At 51.6% G+C, this 15,124-nt stretch carries 14 protein-coding genes; 5 read left to right on the top strand and 9 right to left on the bottom strand.

Annotated elements, in window-relative coordinates; all coding sequences use genetic code 11:
- Positions 1-58: 58 nt before the first annotated feature.
- Positions 59-1,624, bottom strand: coding sequence for an alkyl hydroperoxide reductase subunit F (gene ahpF / locus ACJHX7_RS18650; RefSeq protein WP_077902343.1), 1,566 nt, complete (start codon positions 1,622-1,624; stop codon positions 59-61).
- A 128-nt stretch (positions 1,625-1,752) separates the two neighbouring features.
- On the bottom strand, positions 1,753-2,316 hold the full coding sequence (gene ahpC / locus ACJHX7_RS18645; protein ID WP_000052796.1) for an alkyl hydroperoxide reductase subunit C: 564 nt from the start codon (positions 2,314-2,316) through the stop codon (positions 1,753-1,755).
- 371 nt (positions 2,317-2,687) lie between these two features.
- Here ahpC and dsbG point away from each other — a divergent pair, with 371 nt between their 5' ends.
- The 4 genes from dsbG to ACJHX7_RS18625 all read left to right on the top strand — a co-directional run bounded on the left by dsbG (position 2,688) and on the right by ACJHX7_RS18625 (position 6,510).
- A complete protein-coding gene (gene dsbG / locus ACJHX7_RS18640) occupies positions 2,688-3,434 on the top strand; it encodes a thiol:disulfide interchange protein DsbG (protein ID WP_001301891.1) in 747 nt (248 codons plus the stop codon).
- Positions 3,435-3,638: 204 nt separating this feature from the next.
- A complete protein-coding gene (gene citR / locus ACJHX7_RS18635) occupies positions 3,639-4,541 on the top strand; it encodes a DNA-binding transcriptional repressor CitR (RefSeq protein ID WP_001361272.1) in 903 nt (300 codons plus the stop codon).
- Positions 4,542-4,687: 146 nt separating this feature from the next.
- On the top strand, positions 4,688-5,908 hold the full coding sequence (locus tag ACJHX7_RS18630; protein ID WP_094030159.1) for a phosphoadenosine phosphosulfate reductase: 1,221 nt from the start codon (positions 4,688-4,690) through the stop codon (positions 5,906-5,908).
- Positions 5,881-6,510: an IbrB-like domain-containing protein gene (locus tag ACJHX7_RS18625; RefSeq protein ID WP_000502940.1), complete on the top strand. Its 630-nt coding sequence runs from the start codon at positions 5,881-5,883 to the stop codon at positions 6,508-6,510. The genes ACJHX7_RS18630 and ACJHX7_RS18625 overlap by 28 nt, the downstream gene beginning before the upstream one ends.
- Here ACJHX7_RS18625 and ybdL read toward each other — a convergent pair whose 3' ends face one another.
- Positions 6,511-7,671: a methionine-oxo-acid transaminase gene (gene ybdL / locus ACJHX7_RS18620; RefSeq protein ID WP_094030158.1), complete on the bottom strand. Its 1,161-nt coding sequence runs from the start codon at positions 7,669-7,671 to the stop codon at positions 6,511-6,513.
- A gap of 108 nt (positions 7,672-7,779) precedes the next feature.
- Between ybdL and hcxA the strand changes: the two genes are divergently transcribed.
- Positions 7,780-8,868, top strand: a complete 1,089-nt coding sequence (gene hcxA, locus ACJHX7_RS18615; RefSeq protein WP_021521954.1) for a hydroxycarboxylate dehydrogenase HcxA — start codon at positions 7,780-7,782, stop codon at positions 8,866-8,868.
- A gap of 9 nt (positions 8,869-8,877) precedes the next feature.
- Here the strand turns inward: hcxA and ACJHX7_RS18610 are convergent, their stop codons facing one another.
- The 6 genes from ACJHX7_RS18610 to entE form a co-directional block, all read right to left on the bottom strand.
- Entirely contained in the window at positions 8,878-9,075 is a 198-nt protein-coding gene (locus ACJHX7_RS18610; RefSeq protein WP_000460431.1) for a YbdD/YjiX family protein, read from the bottom strand.
- A 113-nt stretch (positions 9,076-9,188) separates the two neighbouring features.
- Positions 9,189-11,294 carry a pyruvate/proton symporter CstA gene (gene cstA / locus ACJHX7_RS18605; protein WP_001043146.1) on the bottom strand — a complete coding sequence of 702 codons (2,106 nt, stop codon included), beginning with the start codon at positions 11,292-11,294 and terminating at the stop codon, positions 9,189-9,191.
- Between the two features lie 180 nt (positions 11,295-11,474).
- Positions 11,475-11,888, bottom strand: coding sequence for a proofreading thioesterase EntH (entH, locus tag ACJHX7_RS18600; RefSeq protein ID WP_000637953.1), 414 nt, complete (start codon positions 11,886-11,888; stop codon positions 11,475-11,477).
- 2 nt (positions 11,889-11,890) lie between these two features.
- Entirely contained in the window at positions 11,891-12,637 is a 747-nt protein-coding gene (gene entA, locus ACJHX7_RS18595; protein WP_000347636.1) for a 2,3-dihydro-2,3-dihydroxybenzoate dehydrogenase EntA, read from the bottom strand.
- On the bottom strand, positions 12,637-13,494 hold the full coding sequence (entB, locus tag ACJHX7_RS18590) for an enterobactin biosynthesis bifunctional isochorismatase/aryl carrier protein EntB (protein WP_001007121.1): 858 nt from the start codon (positions 13,492-13,494) through the stop codon (positions 12,637-12,639). Before entB ends, entA begins: the two co-directional genes overlap by 1 nt.
- A gap of 13 nt (positions 13,495-13,507) precedes the next feature.
- Complete coding sequence (gene entE / locus ACJHX7_RS18585) at positions 13,508-15,118, bottom strand: (2,3-dihydroxybenzoyl)adenylate synthase EntE (protein WP_032170889.1); 1,611 nt, start codon at positions 15,116-15,118, stop codon at positions 13,508-13,510.
- Between the last annotated feature and the right edge of the window lie 6 nt (positions 15,119-15,124).

Genomic DNA, 15,124 nt, shown 5'->3' with positions numbered 1-15,124 from the left:
AAAAGCCGCCAGGTTTGACCCCGGCGGCTAAGCAATTGCAGGTGAATCTTACTTCTTCTTATGCAGTTTTGGTGCGAATCAGGTAGTCAAAAGCACTCAGAGAGGCTTTGGCACCTTCGCCAGTAGCGATGATGATCTGCTTGTACGGAACCGTCGTACAGTCACCCGCTGCGAACACGCCTTTGACGTTGGTTTCGCATTTCGCATCAATGATAATCTCGCCCATGCGGTTACGTTCGACTGCGCCTTCGAGCCAGTTGGTGTTCGGCAGCAGACCAATCTGGACGAAAATACCGGCCAGTTCGATGTTGTGAATATCGCCGCTGACACGATCGCGATATTCCAGACCTACGACTTTGCTACCGTCGCCTTTCACTTCCGTGGTTTGCGCATTCAGAATAATGTCGACGTTTTTCAGGCTGCGCAGTTTGTCCTGCAGAACGTGGTCGGCTTTCATTTCTGGCGCAAATTCCAGCAGCGTTACGTGCTCAACGATACCCGCCAGGTCAATTGCCGCTTCCACGCCGGAGTTACCGCCGCCGATAACCGCTACGCGTTTGCCTTTAAACAGCGGGCCGTCGCAGTGCGGGCAGTAGGTCACGCCTTTGGTGCGATACTGATCTTCGCCAGGAACGTTCATGTTGCGCCATTTTGCACCAGTCGCCACGATAATGCTGCGTGCTTTCAGTACCGCGCCAGAAGCTGTTTCAATCTGATGCAGGCCGCCTTCAACCGCTGCCGGGATCAGTTTGCTCGCGCTCTGGCTGTCGATCACATCAACGTCGTATTCATCAACATGAACTTTCAGCGCACCTGCCAGTTTCTGGCCTTCGGTCTTCGGTACAGAAATGTAGTTTTCGATATCAACGGTATCGAGGATCTGACCACCAAAACGTTCGCCCATCAGACCGGTACGGATGCCTTTACGTGCGGAGTAAATTGCTGCCGCTGCACCCGCCGGGCCGGAACCAACGATTAATACGTCATAAGCATCACGCTTGTTCAGCTCTTCTGCCGCACGTTTTTCCGCACCCGTATCAATTTTGGCAACGATTTCAGTCAACGTCATGCGGCCCTGACCAAACTCTTTCCCGTTTACGAACACTGCCGGAACGCCCATCACGTTGCGATCGGTGATTTCGTTCTGGAAGGTGCCGCCGTCAATTGCAGTGTGCTTGATGCGCGGGTTCAGTACGCTCATCAGGTTCAGCGCCTGCACCACGTCCGGGCAGTTGTGGCAAGAGAGCGAGTAATAGGTTTCGAATTCAAAATCACCGTCAATATGGCGAATCTGCTCCAGCAGAGACTGCGCTTCTTTCGACGGATGACCACCGGTCCACAGCAACGCCAGTACCAGCGAGGTGAACTCGTGGCCCAGCGGGGATCCTGCAAAACGTGGCCCCTGGTTGGAACCTGGGTTAGTGATCAGGAAAGACGGCTTACGCACCGGCAAGCTGTTATCTTCTTTAAAGGTGACTTTGTCTGACAGTTCTGCGATTTCAGCCAACAGTTCCTTGATTTCTGCCGATTTAGCGCTGTCATCCAGCGTGGCAATTAACTCAACAGGCTTGGTCAATTTCTCAAGGTAAGCCTTGAGTTGAGTTTTCATATTTGTGTCGAGCATGTTTATCTCCTGGGCTTTAAACATCATCATGCAAGCGGCCTCTGCGGCTACCTGGATGCAGCTTGCATCATGGTGCGGGGAAGAAAATCGGGTGCCGCAGCACCCGATTAATTACGCGATTGCGGAACTTAGATTTTACCAACCAGGTCCAGAGACGGAGCCAGAGTTGCTTCACCTTCTTTCCATTTAGCCGGGCAAACTTCACCTGGGTGAGAAGCTACGTACTGTGCTGCTTTGATTTTACGCAGCAGGTCAGACGCGTCACGGCCAATGCCTTCAGCGGTAACTTCGATTGCCTGGATGATACCCTGCGGGTCAACAACGAAGGTCGCACGGTCAGCCAGACCTTCATCTTCACGCATGTTGTCGAAGTTACGGGTCAGGGCGCCAGTCGGGTCGCCGATCATCGCATATTTGATTTTAGCGATGGTTTCAGAGCTGCTGTGCCATGCTTTGTGGGTGAAATGAGTATCGGTAGATACTGCATATACGTCTACGCCCAGTTTCTGCAGTTCTTCGTAGTGGTCAGCAACGTCACCCAGTTCGGTCGGGCATACGAAAGTAAAGTCAGCCGGGTAGAAGAAGAAGACGCTCCAGCGGCCTTCGGTATCTTTTTCGGTGATTTCGATGAATTCGCCGTTTTTGAATGCCTGGTTTTTAAAAGGTTTAATTTTGGTGTTAATCAAGGACATCTATACTTCCTCCGTGTTTTCGATGAGATGTAAGGTAACCAATTTTTGCCGATTCGGCTAATGCGTTTCCATTATCAAATCGATAAGTTTTACCTTACAACCTTCGTAAGACAACTTTGTGAACTTTGCACCGCCAGCGGCGATAAAAAGTAAAATGGCCCCCTTTCCAGGTGACCGTGTAATCTGAACTACCCTTTGGTATCTTCAGCGCCTGCCTGCAGGCTGAGGTGTTGCCCTTACAAATGCAACAACGACGTGGATTACAACACCCTCATAAACAAAGGGCAATCACCTGATCTAAGCTCTTACCTATGACAGTGATAGGTTATGCCTTTTACCCGACTTTTGCACTGACTGAAAAGGACAAATTAATGTTAAAAAAGATACTTTTACTGGCTCTGCTTCCTGCAATCGCCTTCGCAGAGGAACTTCCTGCCCCAGTAAAAGCGATTGAAAAACAGGGCATTACAATCATCAAAACGTTCGATGCTCCCGGAGGAATGAAAGGTTATCTCGGCAAGTATCAGGATATGGGCGTCACCATCTACCTGACTCCAGATGGTAAGCACGCTATCTCCGGTTACATGTACAACGAGAAAGGTGAAAACCTGAGTAACACACTTATCGAAAAAGAAATTTACGCACCCGCCGGACGCGAAATGTGGCAACGGATGGAACAATCCCACTGGCTCCTCGACGGTAAAAAAGACGCGCCGGTCATTGTCTACGTCTTCGCCGATCCGTTCTGCCCATATTGTAAACAGTTCTGGCAGCAGGCTCGCCCGTGGGTAGATTCTGGCAAAGTGCAATTAAGAACATTGTTGGTTGGCGTTATCAAGCCAGAAAGCCCGGCGACAGCAGCGGCAATTCTTGCCTCCAAAGATCCCGCAAAAACCTGGCAAGAATATGAAGCCTCTGGTGGCAAGCTTAAGCTAAACGTGCCTGCAAACGTAAGTACAGAGCAAATGAAAGTGTTAAGCGATAACGAGAAACTGATGGACGATCTGGGGGCAAATGTCACGCCAGCTATCTATTACATGAGTAAGGAAAATACACTGCAACAGGCCGTGGGGTTGCCCGATCAGAAAACGCTTAATATCATTATGGGGAATAAATAAAAGATAATTCATGGATGGTTGAAATATATTCCTGCTTTTCAACCATCCTAAAAAAGCATGAATTGCTCGTAACCCACCTGACAGCTATGCTATTTTAGAAAATCTTAATCCAAAGTTAAGCAGAAAAACATAACACATATAAATACAACAACATTATTGATCAAGTGAATGATTTATGGAAGAGACAATACAACGGAGTATGTTATGGCTAATCTTTATGATCTAAAAAAATTTGACCTCAATTTACTGGTTATATTTGAATGTATTTATCAACATCTCAGCATTAGTAAAGCGGCAGAATCATTATATATAACGCCCTCTGCTGTTAGTCAGTCGTTACAACGTTTACGTGCGCAATTTAATGACCCGTTATTCATTCGCTCAGGGAAAGGTATCGCGCCGACTACAACAGGGTTAAACCTGCATCACCATCTTGAGAAAAATCTCAGAGGCCTTGAACAAACGATCAATATTGTTAATAAGTCTGAGCTAAAGAAAAATTTTATTATCTACGGTCCTCAGCTTATTTCTTGTACTAATAACAACATGCTAATCCGCTGTCTTAGACAAGATACTTCAATCGATATAGAATGCCATGACATACTGCTTTCAGCTGAAAATGCCGAAGAACTGTTGGTTCAACGCAAAACTGACCTGGCAATTACGCTGCAACCAGTAATTAGTCGCTCTGTCATCTGCATGCCGTTACACACTATTCGCAATTCTCTTATATGTAGCAACAAACATCCTCGTATTACCGATACCAGTAACTATGAACAAATTATCGCCGAAGAATTCACCCTGTTGATATCTAAATCAGCAGGGATTGACGAAATTCAAATGGACATAGATGAACGTTTTATGAACCGTAAAGTTTCATTTCGCAGTTCTTCTTTGATGACTATAATTAATAGTATTTCTGTTACTGACTTATTAGGCATTGTGCCCACCGAACTGTACAATTTACATCGTGACTTTTTGAAGTTAAAAGAAATAAAACTGGAACAACCTCTTCCTGCGGTTAAACTTTATATTTCCTATAACAAGGCTTCGTTGAACAACCTTGTCTTCTCCCGATTCATAGATCGTTTAAATGATAGCTTCTGATTCATTACCACTGACAAATAATATATTACGCATCAATTAATTCATTATGTGAATATAAAATAATGTGCTCTATCTTGCTTCGTTTATCCTATAATTAGCGGATTCATCTCACGAGTCACCCCGTAACGTTCAGAGAGCGTTTTTAGATGTCTATTTATAAAATCCCGCTTCCACTGAATATTCTGGAAGCTGCAAAAGAACGTATTACCTGGACACTTAATACCCTACCCCGTGTCTGCGTTTCTTTTTCGGGTGGTAAAGATTCCGGATTAATGCTGCATCTGACCGCCGAAATTGCCCGACAAATGGGCAAAAAAATCTGCGTTTTGTTTATCGACTGGGAAGCGCAGTTCTCATGCACTATTAACTATGTTCAGTCATTACGTGAGTTTTACGCCGATGTCATCGAAGAGTTTTACTGGGTTGCGCTCCCGCTTACGACGCAAAATTCCCTTTCTCAATACCAACCCGAATGGCAGTGCTGGGAACCTGATGTCGAATGGGTGCGTCAGCCCCCGCAAGATGCGATAACCGATCCTGACTTTTTCTCCTTTTACCAGCCTGGCATGACCTTCGAACAATTTGTGCGTGAGTTTGCTGAATGGTTTTCACAAAAACGTCCGGCGGCGATGATGATCGGCATCCGTGCAGATGAGTCCTACAACCGTTTTGTCGCCATTGCCAGTTTAAATAAACAACGTTTTGCCGATGATAAGCCCTGGACCACCGCCGCACCAGGCGGTCATAGTTGGTACATTTACCCCATCTACGACTGGAAAGTGGCTGATATCTGGACCTGGTATGCTAACCATCAACAGCTCTGTAACCCACTGTATAATATAATGTATCAGGCAGGCGTTCCTCTGCGTCATATGCGAATTTGCGAACCTTTTGGCCCGGAGCAACGGCAAGGATTATGGCTCTATCACGTTATCGAACCGGATCGCTGGGCTGCTATGTGCGCACGAGTCAGCGGGGTAAAAAGTGGCGGCATTTACGCCGGACATGACAACCATTTTTATGGTCATCGGAAAATCCTCAAGCCCGAACATTTAGACTGGCAGGAGTATGCATTATTGCTACTCAACAGCATGCCGGAGAAAACAGCTGAGCATTACCGCAATAAAATCGCCATTTATTTGCACTGGTATCAGAAAAAATGCATCGAGGTTCCACAAACCCAGCAAGGGGACATTGGCGCGAAAGATATCCCCTCCTGGCGGCGAATATGCAAAGTTTTACTCAATAACGATTACTGGTGTCGGGCATTATCATTTAGCCCGACCAAAGCGAAGAACTATCAGCGTTATAACGAACGAATAAAAGGAAAACGTCAGGAATGGGGGATACTATGCAACAACGATTAACGCAGGATTTAACCCAATTTCTCGCCAGCTTGCCGGAAGATGATCGCATCAAAGCGATTAATGAAATCCGCATGGCGATCCATCAGGTTAGCCCCTTTCGTGAAGAGCCAGTGGATTGCGTTCTGTGGGTTAAAAACAGCCAACTTATGCCTAATGATTACAACCCAAACAACGTGGCACCACCCGAAAAAAAACTGCTGAAAAAATCCATTGAAATAGATGGTTTTACCCAACCCATTGTGGTCACGCATACGGATAAAAATGCCCTGGAAATCGTGGATGGTTTTCACCGTCATGAAATTGGTAAAGGCTCATCATCGTTAAAATTACGCTTAAAAGGTTATTTGCCGGTGACCTGTCTGGAAGGTACGCGTAATCAACGCATCGCCGCGACTATTCGTCATAATCGCGCTCGTGGACGTCACCAAATCACTGCCATGTCAGAAATCGTCCGAGAACTCAGCCAGTTGGGATGGGACGATAATAAAATTGGCAAAGAGCTGGGAATGGACAGCGACGAAGTGTTGCGCCTGAAGCAAATTAACGGCCTGCAAGAGTTGTTTGCCGACCGTCAATTTTCCCGCGCCTGGACGGTTAAATAACTACAGCTGGCGCAGGCGTTCTGCTGCTGCCAGCAACGTCGATTCCTTCTTGGCAAAACAGAGACGAATCAGTTTATGTGGGAAGGGATCGGCGCAAAACACCGACAGCGGAATCGCCGCTACGCCGTGCTCCCGCGTCAGCCACTGGCAAAACTCAACGTCATCCAGCGAAGAAACCGCGCTGTAATCCACCAGCAAAAAGTAAGTGCCTTCGCACGGTAAAATCTCCAGCCGACTTTCATTTAAGGCATTCACCAGAATATCGCGCTTCTGGCGATAAAAGTCCGGTAACGCAAGATAATGCTCAGGTTCTGCACGTAGCATATCGGCAAGCGCCAACTGTGCCGGGGTATTCACCGAAAAGGTCAGATACTGATGCACTTTGCGGATCTCGGCGCTGATGGGCGCAGGCGCAACGCAATAACCCACTTTCCAGCCGGTCATATGATAGGTCTTGCCAAACGATGACACCGCTACCGCTCGCTCACGCAATTGCAGATGCGCCAGCACGCTGGCATGGCCCTGTTGTGAAAAATTGATGTGCTCGTAGACTTCATCGCTAATGACAAAAATCTCGTGCCCGCCGATCGCCTGCCACAAAGCGGCGAAATCAGCCTGCTGCCAGACAGTTGCACTGGGGTTATGCGGGGTGTTGAGGATCACCAGTCGGGTGCGCTCGCTTAACAATGCGGCAAATTCCTGCCAGTCCACGCGAAAATGCGGTGGTTGCAGTGCAATACGTTTCACTATTCCCCCCGAAAGCGCGATGGCGGGCGCGTAACTGTCATAGCTGGGATCAAAGCAAATCACTTCATCGCCATTGCGCACCAATGCGGTAATCGCTGCGTATAGCGCTTCCGTCGCCCCTGCTGTTACGGTGATATCGCTGTCGGCATCTGGTTGATAGCCATACAGCCGTTCCGTTTTCTGAGCAATCGCCTCGCGTAATGCCTGCACGCCGGTCATGGGTGCGTATTGGTTTGCCCCCTGGGCAACGTGGTACGCCAGCCGTTCCTGCAAATAGCGCGGACCATCAAAATCAGGAAAGCCTTGCGACAGGTTAATCGCCTGGTGTTGCTGCGCCAGTGCACTCATCTGGGTGAAAATAGTGGTGCCAAGTTGTGGAAGTTTGCTTTGTGGAATCAGAGGGTTATTTGTCATTTTTATTGTGCCTGATGAAGTTGCGTGTTGAAGGCACTATAACACGATGCTAGTATTTGGCAATCAAGACGTTTAGATGTCTAAATAAAACAATAAGGACAACACAACATGCCTCACAATCCTATCCGCGTGGTCGTCGGCCCGGCTAACTACTTTTCACATCCCGGAAGTTTCAATCACCTGCACGATTTTTTCACTGATGAACAACTTTCTCGCGCGGTGTGGATCTACGGCGAACGCGCCATTGCTGCGGCGCAAACAAAACTTCCGCCAGCGTTTGAACTGCCAGGGGCAAAGCATATTTTGTTTCGTGGTCATTGCAGCGAAAGCGATGTACAACAACTGGCGGCTGAGTCCGGTGACGATCGCAGCGTGGTGATTGGCGTCGGCGGCGGCGCACTGCTCGACACCGCGAAAGCCCTCGCCCGCCGTCTCGGTCTGCCGTTTGTTGCCGTTCCGACGATCGCCGCTACCTGCGCCGCCTGGACACCGCTCTCTGTCTGGTATAACGATGCCGGACAGGCGCTGCATTATGAGATTTTCGACGACGCCAATTTTATGGTGCTGGTGGAACCGGAGATTATCCTCAACGCGCCGCAACAATATCTGCTGGCGGGGATCGGTGACACGCTGGCGAAATGGTATGAAGCGGTGGTGCTGGCCCCGCAACCAGAAACGTTGCCGCTAACCGTGCGGCTAGGGATCAATAATGCGCAGGCTATTCGCGACGTCTTGTTAAACAGTAGCGAACAGGCGCTGAGCGATCAGCAAAATCACCAGTTAACGCAATCATTTTGCGATGTGGTGGATGCCATTATTGCTGGTGGTGGGATGGTTGGTGGTCTGGGCGATCGTTTTACGCGTGTGGCGGCAGCTCATGCCGTGCATAACGGTCTGACCGTGCTGCCGCAAACCGAGAAGTTTCTCCACGGCACCAAAGTCGCCTACGGAATTCTGGTGCAAAGCGCCTTGCTGGGTCAGGATGATGTGCTGGCGCAATTAACTGGAGCGTATCAGCGTTTTCATCTGCCGACTACGCTGGCGGAGCTGGAAGTGGATATCAATAATCAGGCGGAGATCGACAAAGTGATTGCCCACACCTTGCGTCCGGTGGAATCCATTCATTACCTGCCGGTCACGCTGACACCGGATACGTTGCGTGCAGCGTTCGAAAAAGTGGAATCGTTTAAAGCCTGACGTACAAATTTAGCAGCAGCGCGCGCCGCCTTTTCCACCGTAGCGCGCGTCCTGCCGCTCACGGAAAAACTCCTCGTAGGTCATCGGCGTTTGATCGGGATGGTTAACCCGCATATGTTCGACATAGTTGTCGTAATCAGGCATACCAATCATCAGTTTCGCCGCCTGACCTAAATATTTTCCGGCTTTTGCCAGTGAATCAAACATCTAAACCTCCGGTAATACAAATGCCCTCCTGAATTAAGAGGGCTTAATTGCTATCAACATGCTCGGGCTGAGAGTAAGGGGAACGCTCAGCACATTCCCCCCTCACTCTGACTTTAGTGCGCGCCTTTTGCCTGCGCCACGATCTCCTCGACATTTTCCGGCATTGGCTCATACGGCGTTTCTTTCGCCGTTGGCTTCGGCTCTTTCAATGCCGCAAGTGCCGTCTTAATCGAGAACAGTGCCAGAACCACCACGACCACCATAAAGAAGATGGTTAACCCGGCATCCAGACGGTTGTTGAACACCAGTTGCGCCAGCTGTGACTCAGTATACTGCGACGGAATATTGCCACTGTCGATCATTGCCTGGAACTTATTAGCAATGGCCAGGAAGCCGACTTTTGCATCCGGGCTAAACGCTTTCTGCCAGCCTGCGGTCAGGGTACAAATCAGCAGCCAGGCCGTTGGTACCAGCGCCACCCAGGCGTAACGTTGACGTTTCATTTTGAACAGCACCACAGCACAAAGCATCAGCGCCATCCCTGCCAGCATCTGGTTGGCAATACCAAACAGTGGCCACAGAGTGTTAATACCGCCCAGCGGATCGACCACGCCCTGATGCAGAAAGTAACCCCAAGCCAGCACGCACAGCGCCGTTGCCAGCAGGTTAGCAGGCAGTGAATCGGTCCGTTTCAGGCCCGGAGACACCACGCCCAGCAGATCCTGCAACATAAAGCGCGCAGCACGCGTACCTGCATCCACCGCCGTCAGAATAAACAGTGCTTCAAACAGAATGGCGAAGTGATACCAGAACGCCACATCCATCATGCCGCCCAGAGCACCGTGCAGAATGTAGGCCATCCCCACCGCCAGGGTCGGCGCACCGCCCGCACGGGAAATGATCGACTGTTCCCCCACTTCGCTGGCAATCTGATTTAGCGTATCCGGGGTAATCGCAAAGCCCCAGCTACTCACCACCTGCGCCGCAGAAGCGACTACATCCGCCGTCCCTGCCGGAGCCAGCACTGCCATCGGGCTGTTCATAGCGAAGTACACACCTGGATCGATGATACAGGCGGAAACCAGCGCCATAATCGCCACGAAGGATTCCATTAACATCCCGCCGTAGCCGATAAAACACGCCTGCCCTTCGTTCGCCAGCATCTTCGGTGTAGTGCCGGAAGAGATCAGCGCATGGAAGCCAGACACCGCGCCACAGGCGATGGTGATAAACAGGAACGGGAACAGGTTACCGGTCCATACCGGGCCAGTGCCATCGACAAATTTAGTTAGCGCGGGCATGGTCAGCGTCGGGCGCATAATCAGAATGCCTACCGCCAGACCGACGATAGTCCCGATTTTCAGGAAGGTTGAGAGGTAGTCACGCGGGGCCAGCAGCAACCACACCGGCAGCACCGCCGCCACAAAACCGTAACCCACCAGCATCCAGGTCAGCTGCACACCCGTAAAATCAAAGTACGGTGCCCAGGTCGGGCTTTCTGCCACCCAGCCGCCAGAGATAATGGCGAAAATCAGGAATACCAGGCCAATCACCGACACTTCGCCAATACGCCCCGGACGCAAATAGCGCAGGTAGATCCCCATAAACAGCGCCAGCGGAATGGTGAACGCAACGGTATACGTTCCCCACGGGCTATGAGTCAGGGCTTTCACCACGATCATCGCCAGCACGGCAAGGATAATGACCATGATCATAAAGCAGGCCACCAGCGCTATCACCCCGGCGGTTGGCCCCATCTCTTCTTTGACCAACTCACCCAGCGAACGACCGTCACGGCGCGTAGAAACAAACAGCACCATGAAATCCTGCACCGCACCGGCGAGAACCACCCCGGCGAGCAGCCAGATCATCCCTGGCAGGTAACCCATTTGCGCCGCCAGTACCGGCCCAACCAACGGACCTGCTCCGGCAATGGCCGCAAAATGGTGACCGAACAGCACTTTTTTGTCCGTCGGCACATAGTCCAGCCCGTCGTTATGGCGCACCGCGGGCGTCATACGCGTCGGGTCAACCGCCAGCACATTTTTGGCGATATACAGCCCATAAAAACGGTAAGCGATCAGATAGATACAGACCGACGCCACCACAATCCACAGCGCGTTGATCTGTTCCCCACGATTTAAAGCAATATATCCCAGAGCAAATGCTCCCATTACAGAGAGCACTGTCCAGACGAGGTATTTCCCTGATTTGTTCATAGTTGTTATCCGTGTGCGTGTCCATAGAGATGTTACATTTTGTTTCTATAACATCTTTGTGCAATTTAACAACACAGCAACCATGTAAATCAGAGTTAAAACCAATATTTAACTTAACAACGTTAACTCGATCACTCCGTTAACCGAATTTTCCTGCAATCTCATTTTATTCTGTCGGGTTCATCCCAAAACCGCTGTGCCCAGCCGACAGGTGCAGCAACGCCGCCCCTGTTCATCGAAAACGACGATTTCCCAGCTCTGATTTTGTCGTCCAAGATGCAGCGGCTGGCAGACACCGCGCACCTTTCCCTCAGACACCGGGCGATGATGTGTGGCGTTAAGTTCCGTGCCCACCACACACTGTCCATCGCGGGTCATCATAAATCCGGCCATCGATCCCAGGGTTTCCGCCAGCGCCGCCGACGCGCCGCCATGCAGCAGGCCAAACGGCTGATGAGTACGGGTATCAACCGGCATTTCGGCTTCGAGTACATCATCGCCCAGACGGGTATACACAATTCCCAGATGCGCCACCATTGTGTTATCGCTGGTGGCGTTCAGCTCGTCGAGCGTTAAATGGCGTTTCCAGATCATGCTTATGCCCCCAGCGTAGAGCCGCCATCGACCACAATATCCTGTAGGGTGATATGGCTGGCGAGGTCAGAGGCGAGGAACAAAATCGTGTTGGCGATCTCTTGTGGACGGGCGATTTTCCCCAGCGGAATGCCGAGTTTAAACTGCTCGCCAAAGCCGCGAATACGCTGCTCTTCGGCGTCATCGCTCACCCACAGCGTGCGTTGCATATCGGTGTCGGTGGAGCCTGGCGAAACCACATTACAGCGCACGCCGCTACCCGCCAGTTCCAGCCCAACGCTCAACGCCAGGCTTTTCAGCGCCGCTTTCGACGCGCCATAAGCACTCATACCAATGCGCGGCGTGTGTGCGGCGTCGGACGCAACAGTAACAATCGCCCCGCCCCGCTGACGGCGAAACTGGTTCATGGTCTGCTGAAACAGGTTAAACGCACCGCCGACATTGACCGCAAAAGTCTGCTGCCAGTCCTCTTTACTGAGCTGATCGGTCGCGCCCATGCGCAAAATTCCCGCCGCATTGACCAGCACGTCCAGTCGCTCCGTTTGCGCTAACAGTCGCTGACATACCTGCGCCACCTGCGCAGCATCGGCAACATCCATCACTTCGGTCGCAAAGGGATATTGCTCCTGAGCGAACGCTTGATCAAAACCGGTGACTTTCGCTCCCGCCTCAACAAACGCCAGCGCCGTGGCGTAGCCGATACCTTTCCCTGCGCCAGTTACCCAGACATTTTTACCGCTGAAATCCATTATTTCACCTCGCGGGAAAGTAGCTTCCACCAGGCGTCGATGGTCGGGTTTTTCGCCAGCATGACAAAGTCGATATCGCCATGCACTTTGCGCCAGCGCGCCGCCAGCGCCATCATCCGCACCGAATCCAGACCGTAGTCGATCAGGTTGTCGTCATCGAACGGTTCATCGGACTCGTCCAGCAACGGCAGGATCACCTCACGCAGCGCCGCTTTGCTGGCGGGGATAGGTGCTGGCAGCAATTCTTCGGTCATCACCACCCTGCCAGAACGTCCGGCCACATATTTCAGCGACATCAAATGCTCGTCACGGCTGAAATCGGCCAGCGCATCCGCCACCATAAACGGTTTAATATCGCGCATAAATGCGTCCGTTGCGGTGGTCATACAGCCAATGTGGGCATATACCCCGGTAATAATCAGCTGGTTACGTCCACTCTCTTTCAGCATTTGCTCCAGCGGGGAACGATGAAACGCGCTGTAGCGCCACTTCACCAGCACCGTGTCGTCGGCATCTGGCGTCAGGCGATCCACCACCTTTTGCTGTTCCGGCGAACGGGTCAGGCCTGGCCCCCACATATCATTCAACAGCGCCCGATCTTCATCGCTCTGCTCTTTCGGCTGGGCGGTGTAATAAACCGGGATATTGTGCTGTTTGCAGTAGTCGCGTAGTGCCGCAATATTCGCGATCACCTGCTCCATCATCGGGCAGTTCTCGCCCCAGAAGCTGACAAAATAGTCCTGCATATCATGGATTAACAACGCGGCACGTTGCGGTTCAAAGGCCCAGTCGACTTTATTCTTAGGAATATCGTGAGACTCCGGCAGTGCGTAAGCCTGTAATTTTGGAATAGCCATCGTGTTCTCTCCTTCAGGCTGATGCGCGTGACGCCAGCCACTGACGTAATTGTTTTTTATCGACTTTCCCGACCGCCGTCAGCGGAAGTGAATCCACACACTCCACGCGATCCGGTAATTTAAATTCGGCAATACCCTGTTCACGCAGGAAACGACGCACCTGCACCGCGCGCAGCGGCTCTTTTACCACCAGATAAGCACAGCTTTTTTCGCCCATCAGCTCATCTTCCATGCTCACCAGTGCGGCGTAGATCACCGCCGGATGGCGCAGCAGCAGGTTTTCGATCTCTTCGGCAGCGATCTTCTCGCCGCCACGGTTGATCTGATCTTTCTCGCGCCCCTGCACGGTGATGTAACCCTCTGGATCAATAGAGATCAGATCGCCGGAACAGTAAAAACCGTTGGCATCAAAGGCGCTGGCATTGTGCTGCGGGCTTTTGTAATAGCCACGGAAGGTGTACGGCCCGCGCGTCATCAGGCGTCCAACTTCCCCTTGCGGCAGTGGATTTCCTTCGGCATCGGCAACCCATACTTCATCGTCCGGGCACATTGGGTAACCCTGGGTATGGATAATTTTCTCCGCACTATCATCAAGACGGGTGTAGTTCACCAGCCCTTCCGCCATGCCAAACACCTGCTGCAACTGACAGCCAATCTCAGCGGGAATACGCGCCGCAAGGGTGGCAGAAAGACGGGCGCCGCCAACCTGTAACAGTTTCAGCGAGGCAAGCTGCGCCCGGCTTTCGCCTTCAGCCAGTGCCTGCAACCACAGGCTGACTGCTGGCGGCACCAGCGCGGTGACGTTCACCTGATGTTTTTCAATCAATGGGAAGCAAAGCGTGGCGCTGGGGTCGGCCGCCAGAACGACAGTGCCGCCAGCGAGAAATACCCCCAACGATCCCGGTGAACTCATGGCGTAGTTATGAGCCGCCGGGATCGCGCACAGGTAGCGTGTCTGTTGTGTGAACTGACAAATCTCGACGCTACGACGCACGCTGTAGTAGTAGTCGTTATGAGTGCGCGGGATCAGTTTCGGTGTGCCGGTGGTGCCGCCGGAAAGCTGGAAATAGGCCACTTCATCAGCAGGTGATGGCGTGGCAGTAAAACCCTCTGCCGGATGGTTAATCGCATCCTGCAAGTTATGCTCACCGCTGTCGTTGAGCAGCTGCACCACGCGAATGGAAGAATGCTCTGCAACAAATGTGTTGAGGAAATCATCTCCGCTAAACAGCGCATGCTGGCGATCGGCAATCAGTAACGCCGGTTCAATCTGGCTGGCGTAGGCGTTCAGTTCACTACGCTGATGGCTGAACAGTGCCAGCACCGGCGCAACGCCCAGTTTCAGCAGCGCGAAAAAGGTAATGTAAAGTTCAGCAACGTTACCCAGTTGTACCAGCGCGGTTTCACCAGGTTTAATGCCCTGACGGCGCAAACTACAGGCGAGGTTATCCGCCGCCTGATTCAGCTCCCGGTAACTCAACTGCCGCTCGCCGTCGATAACCGCGATGCTGTCACTCGCAGCGTGGCGAGTCAGAATGTCGGTCAGTGGCAAATCCTGCCAGTAGCCTTTTTCCCGATAGCGACGGGCAAACTCTTCCGGCCAGCGGGTGAATGGAATGCTCATCCTCGC

The organism is Escherichia sp. WS1451, from assembly GCF_046487365.1.
Lineage (GTDB): Bacteria > Pseudomonadota > Gammaproteobacteria > Enterobacterales > Enterobacteriaceae > Escherichia > Escherichia coli.
This window is presented reverse-complemented; position numbering and strand designations above follow the sequence as displayed.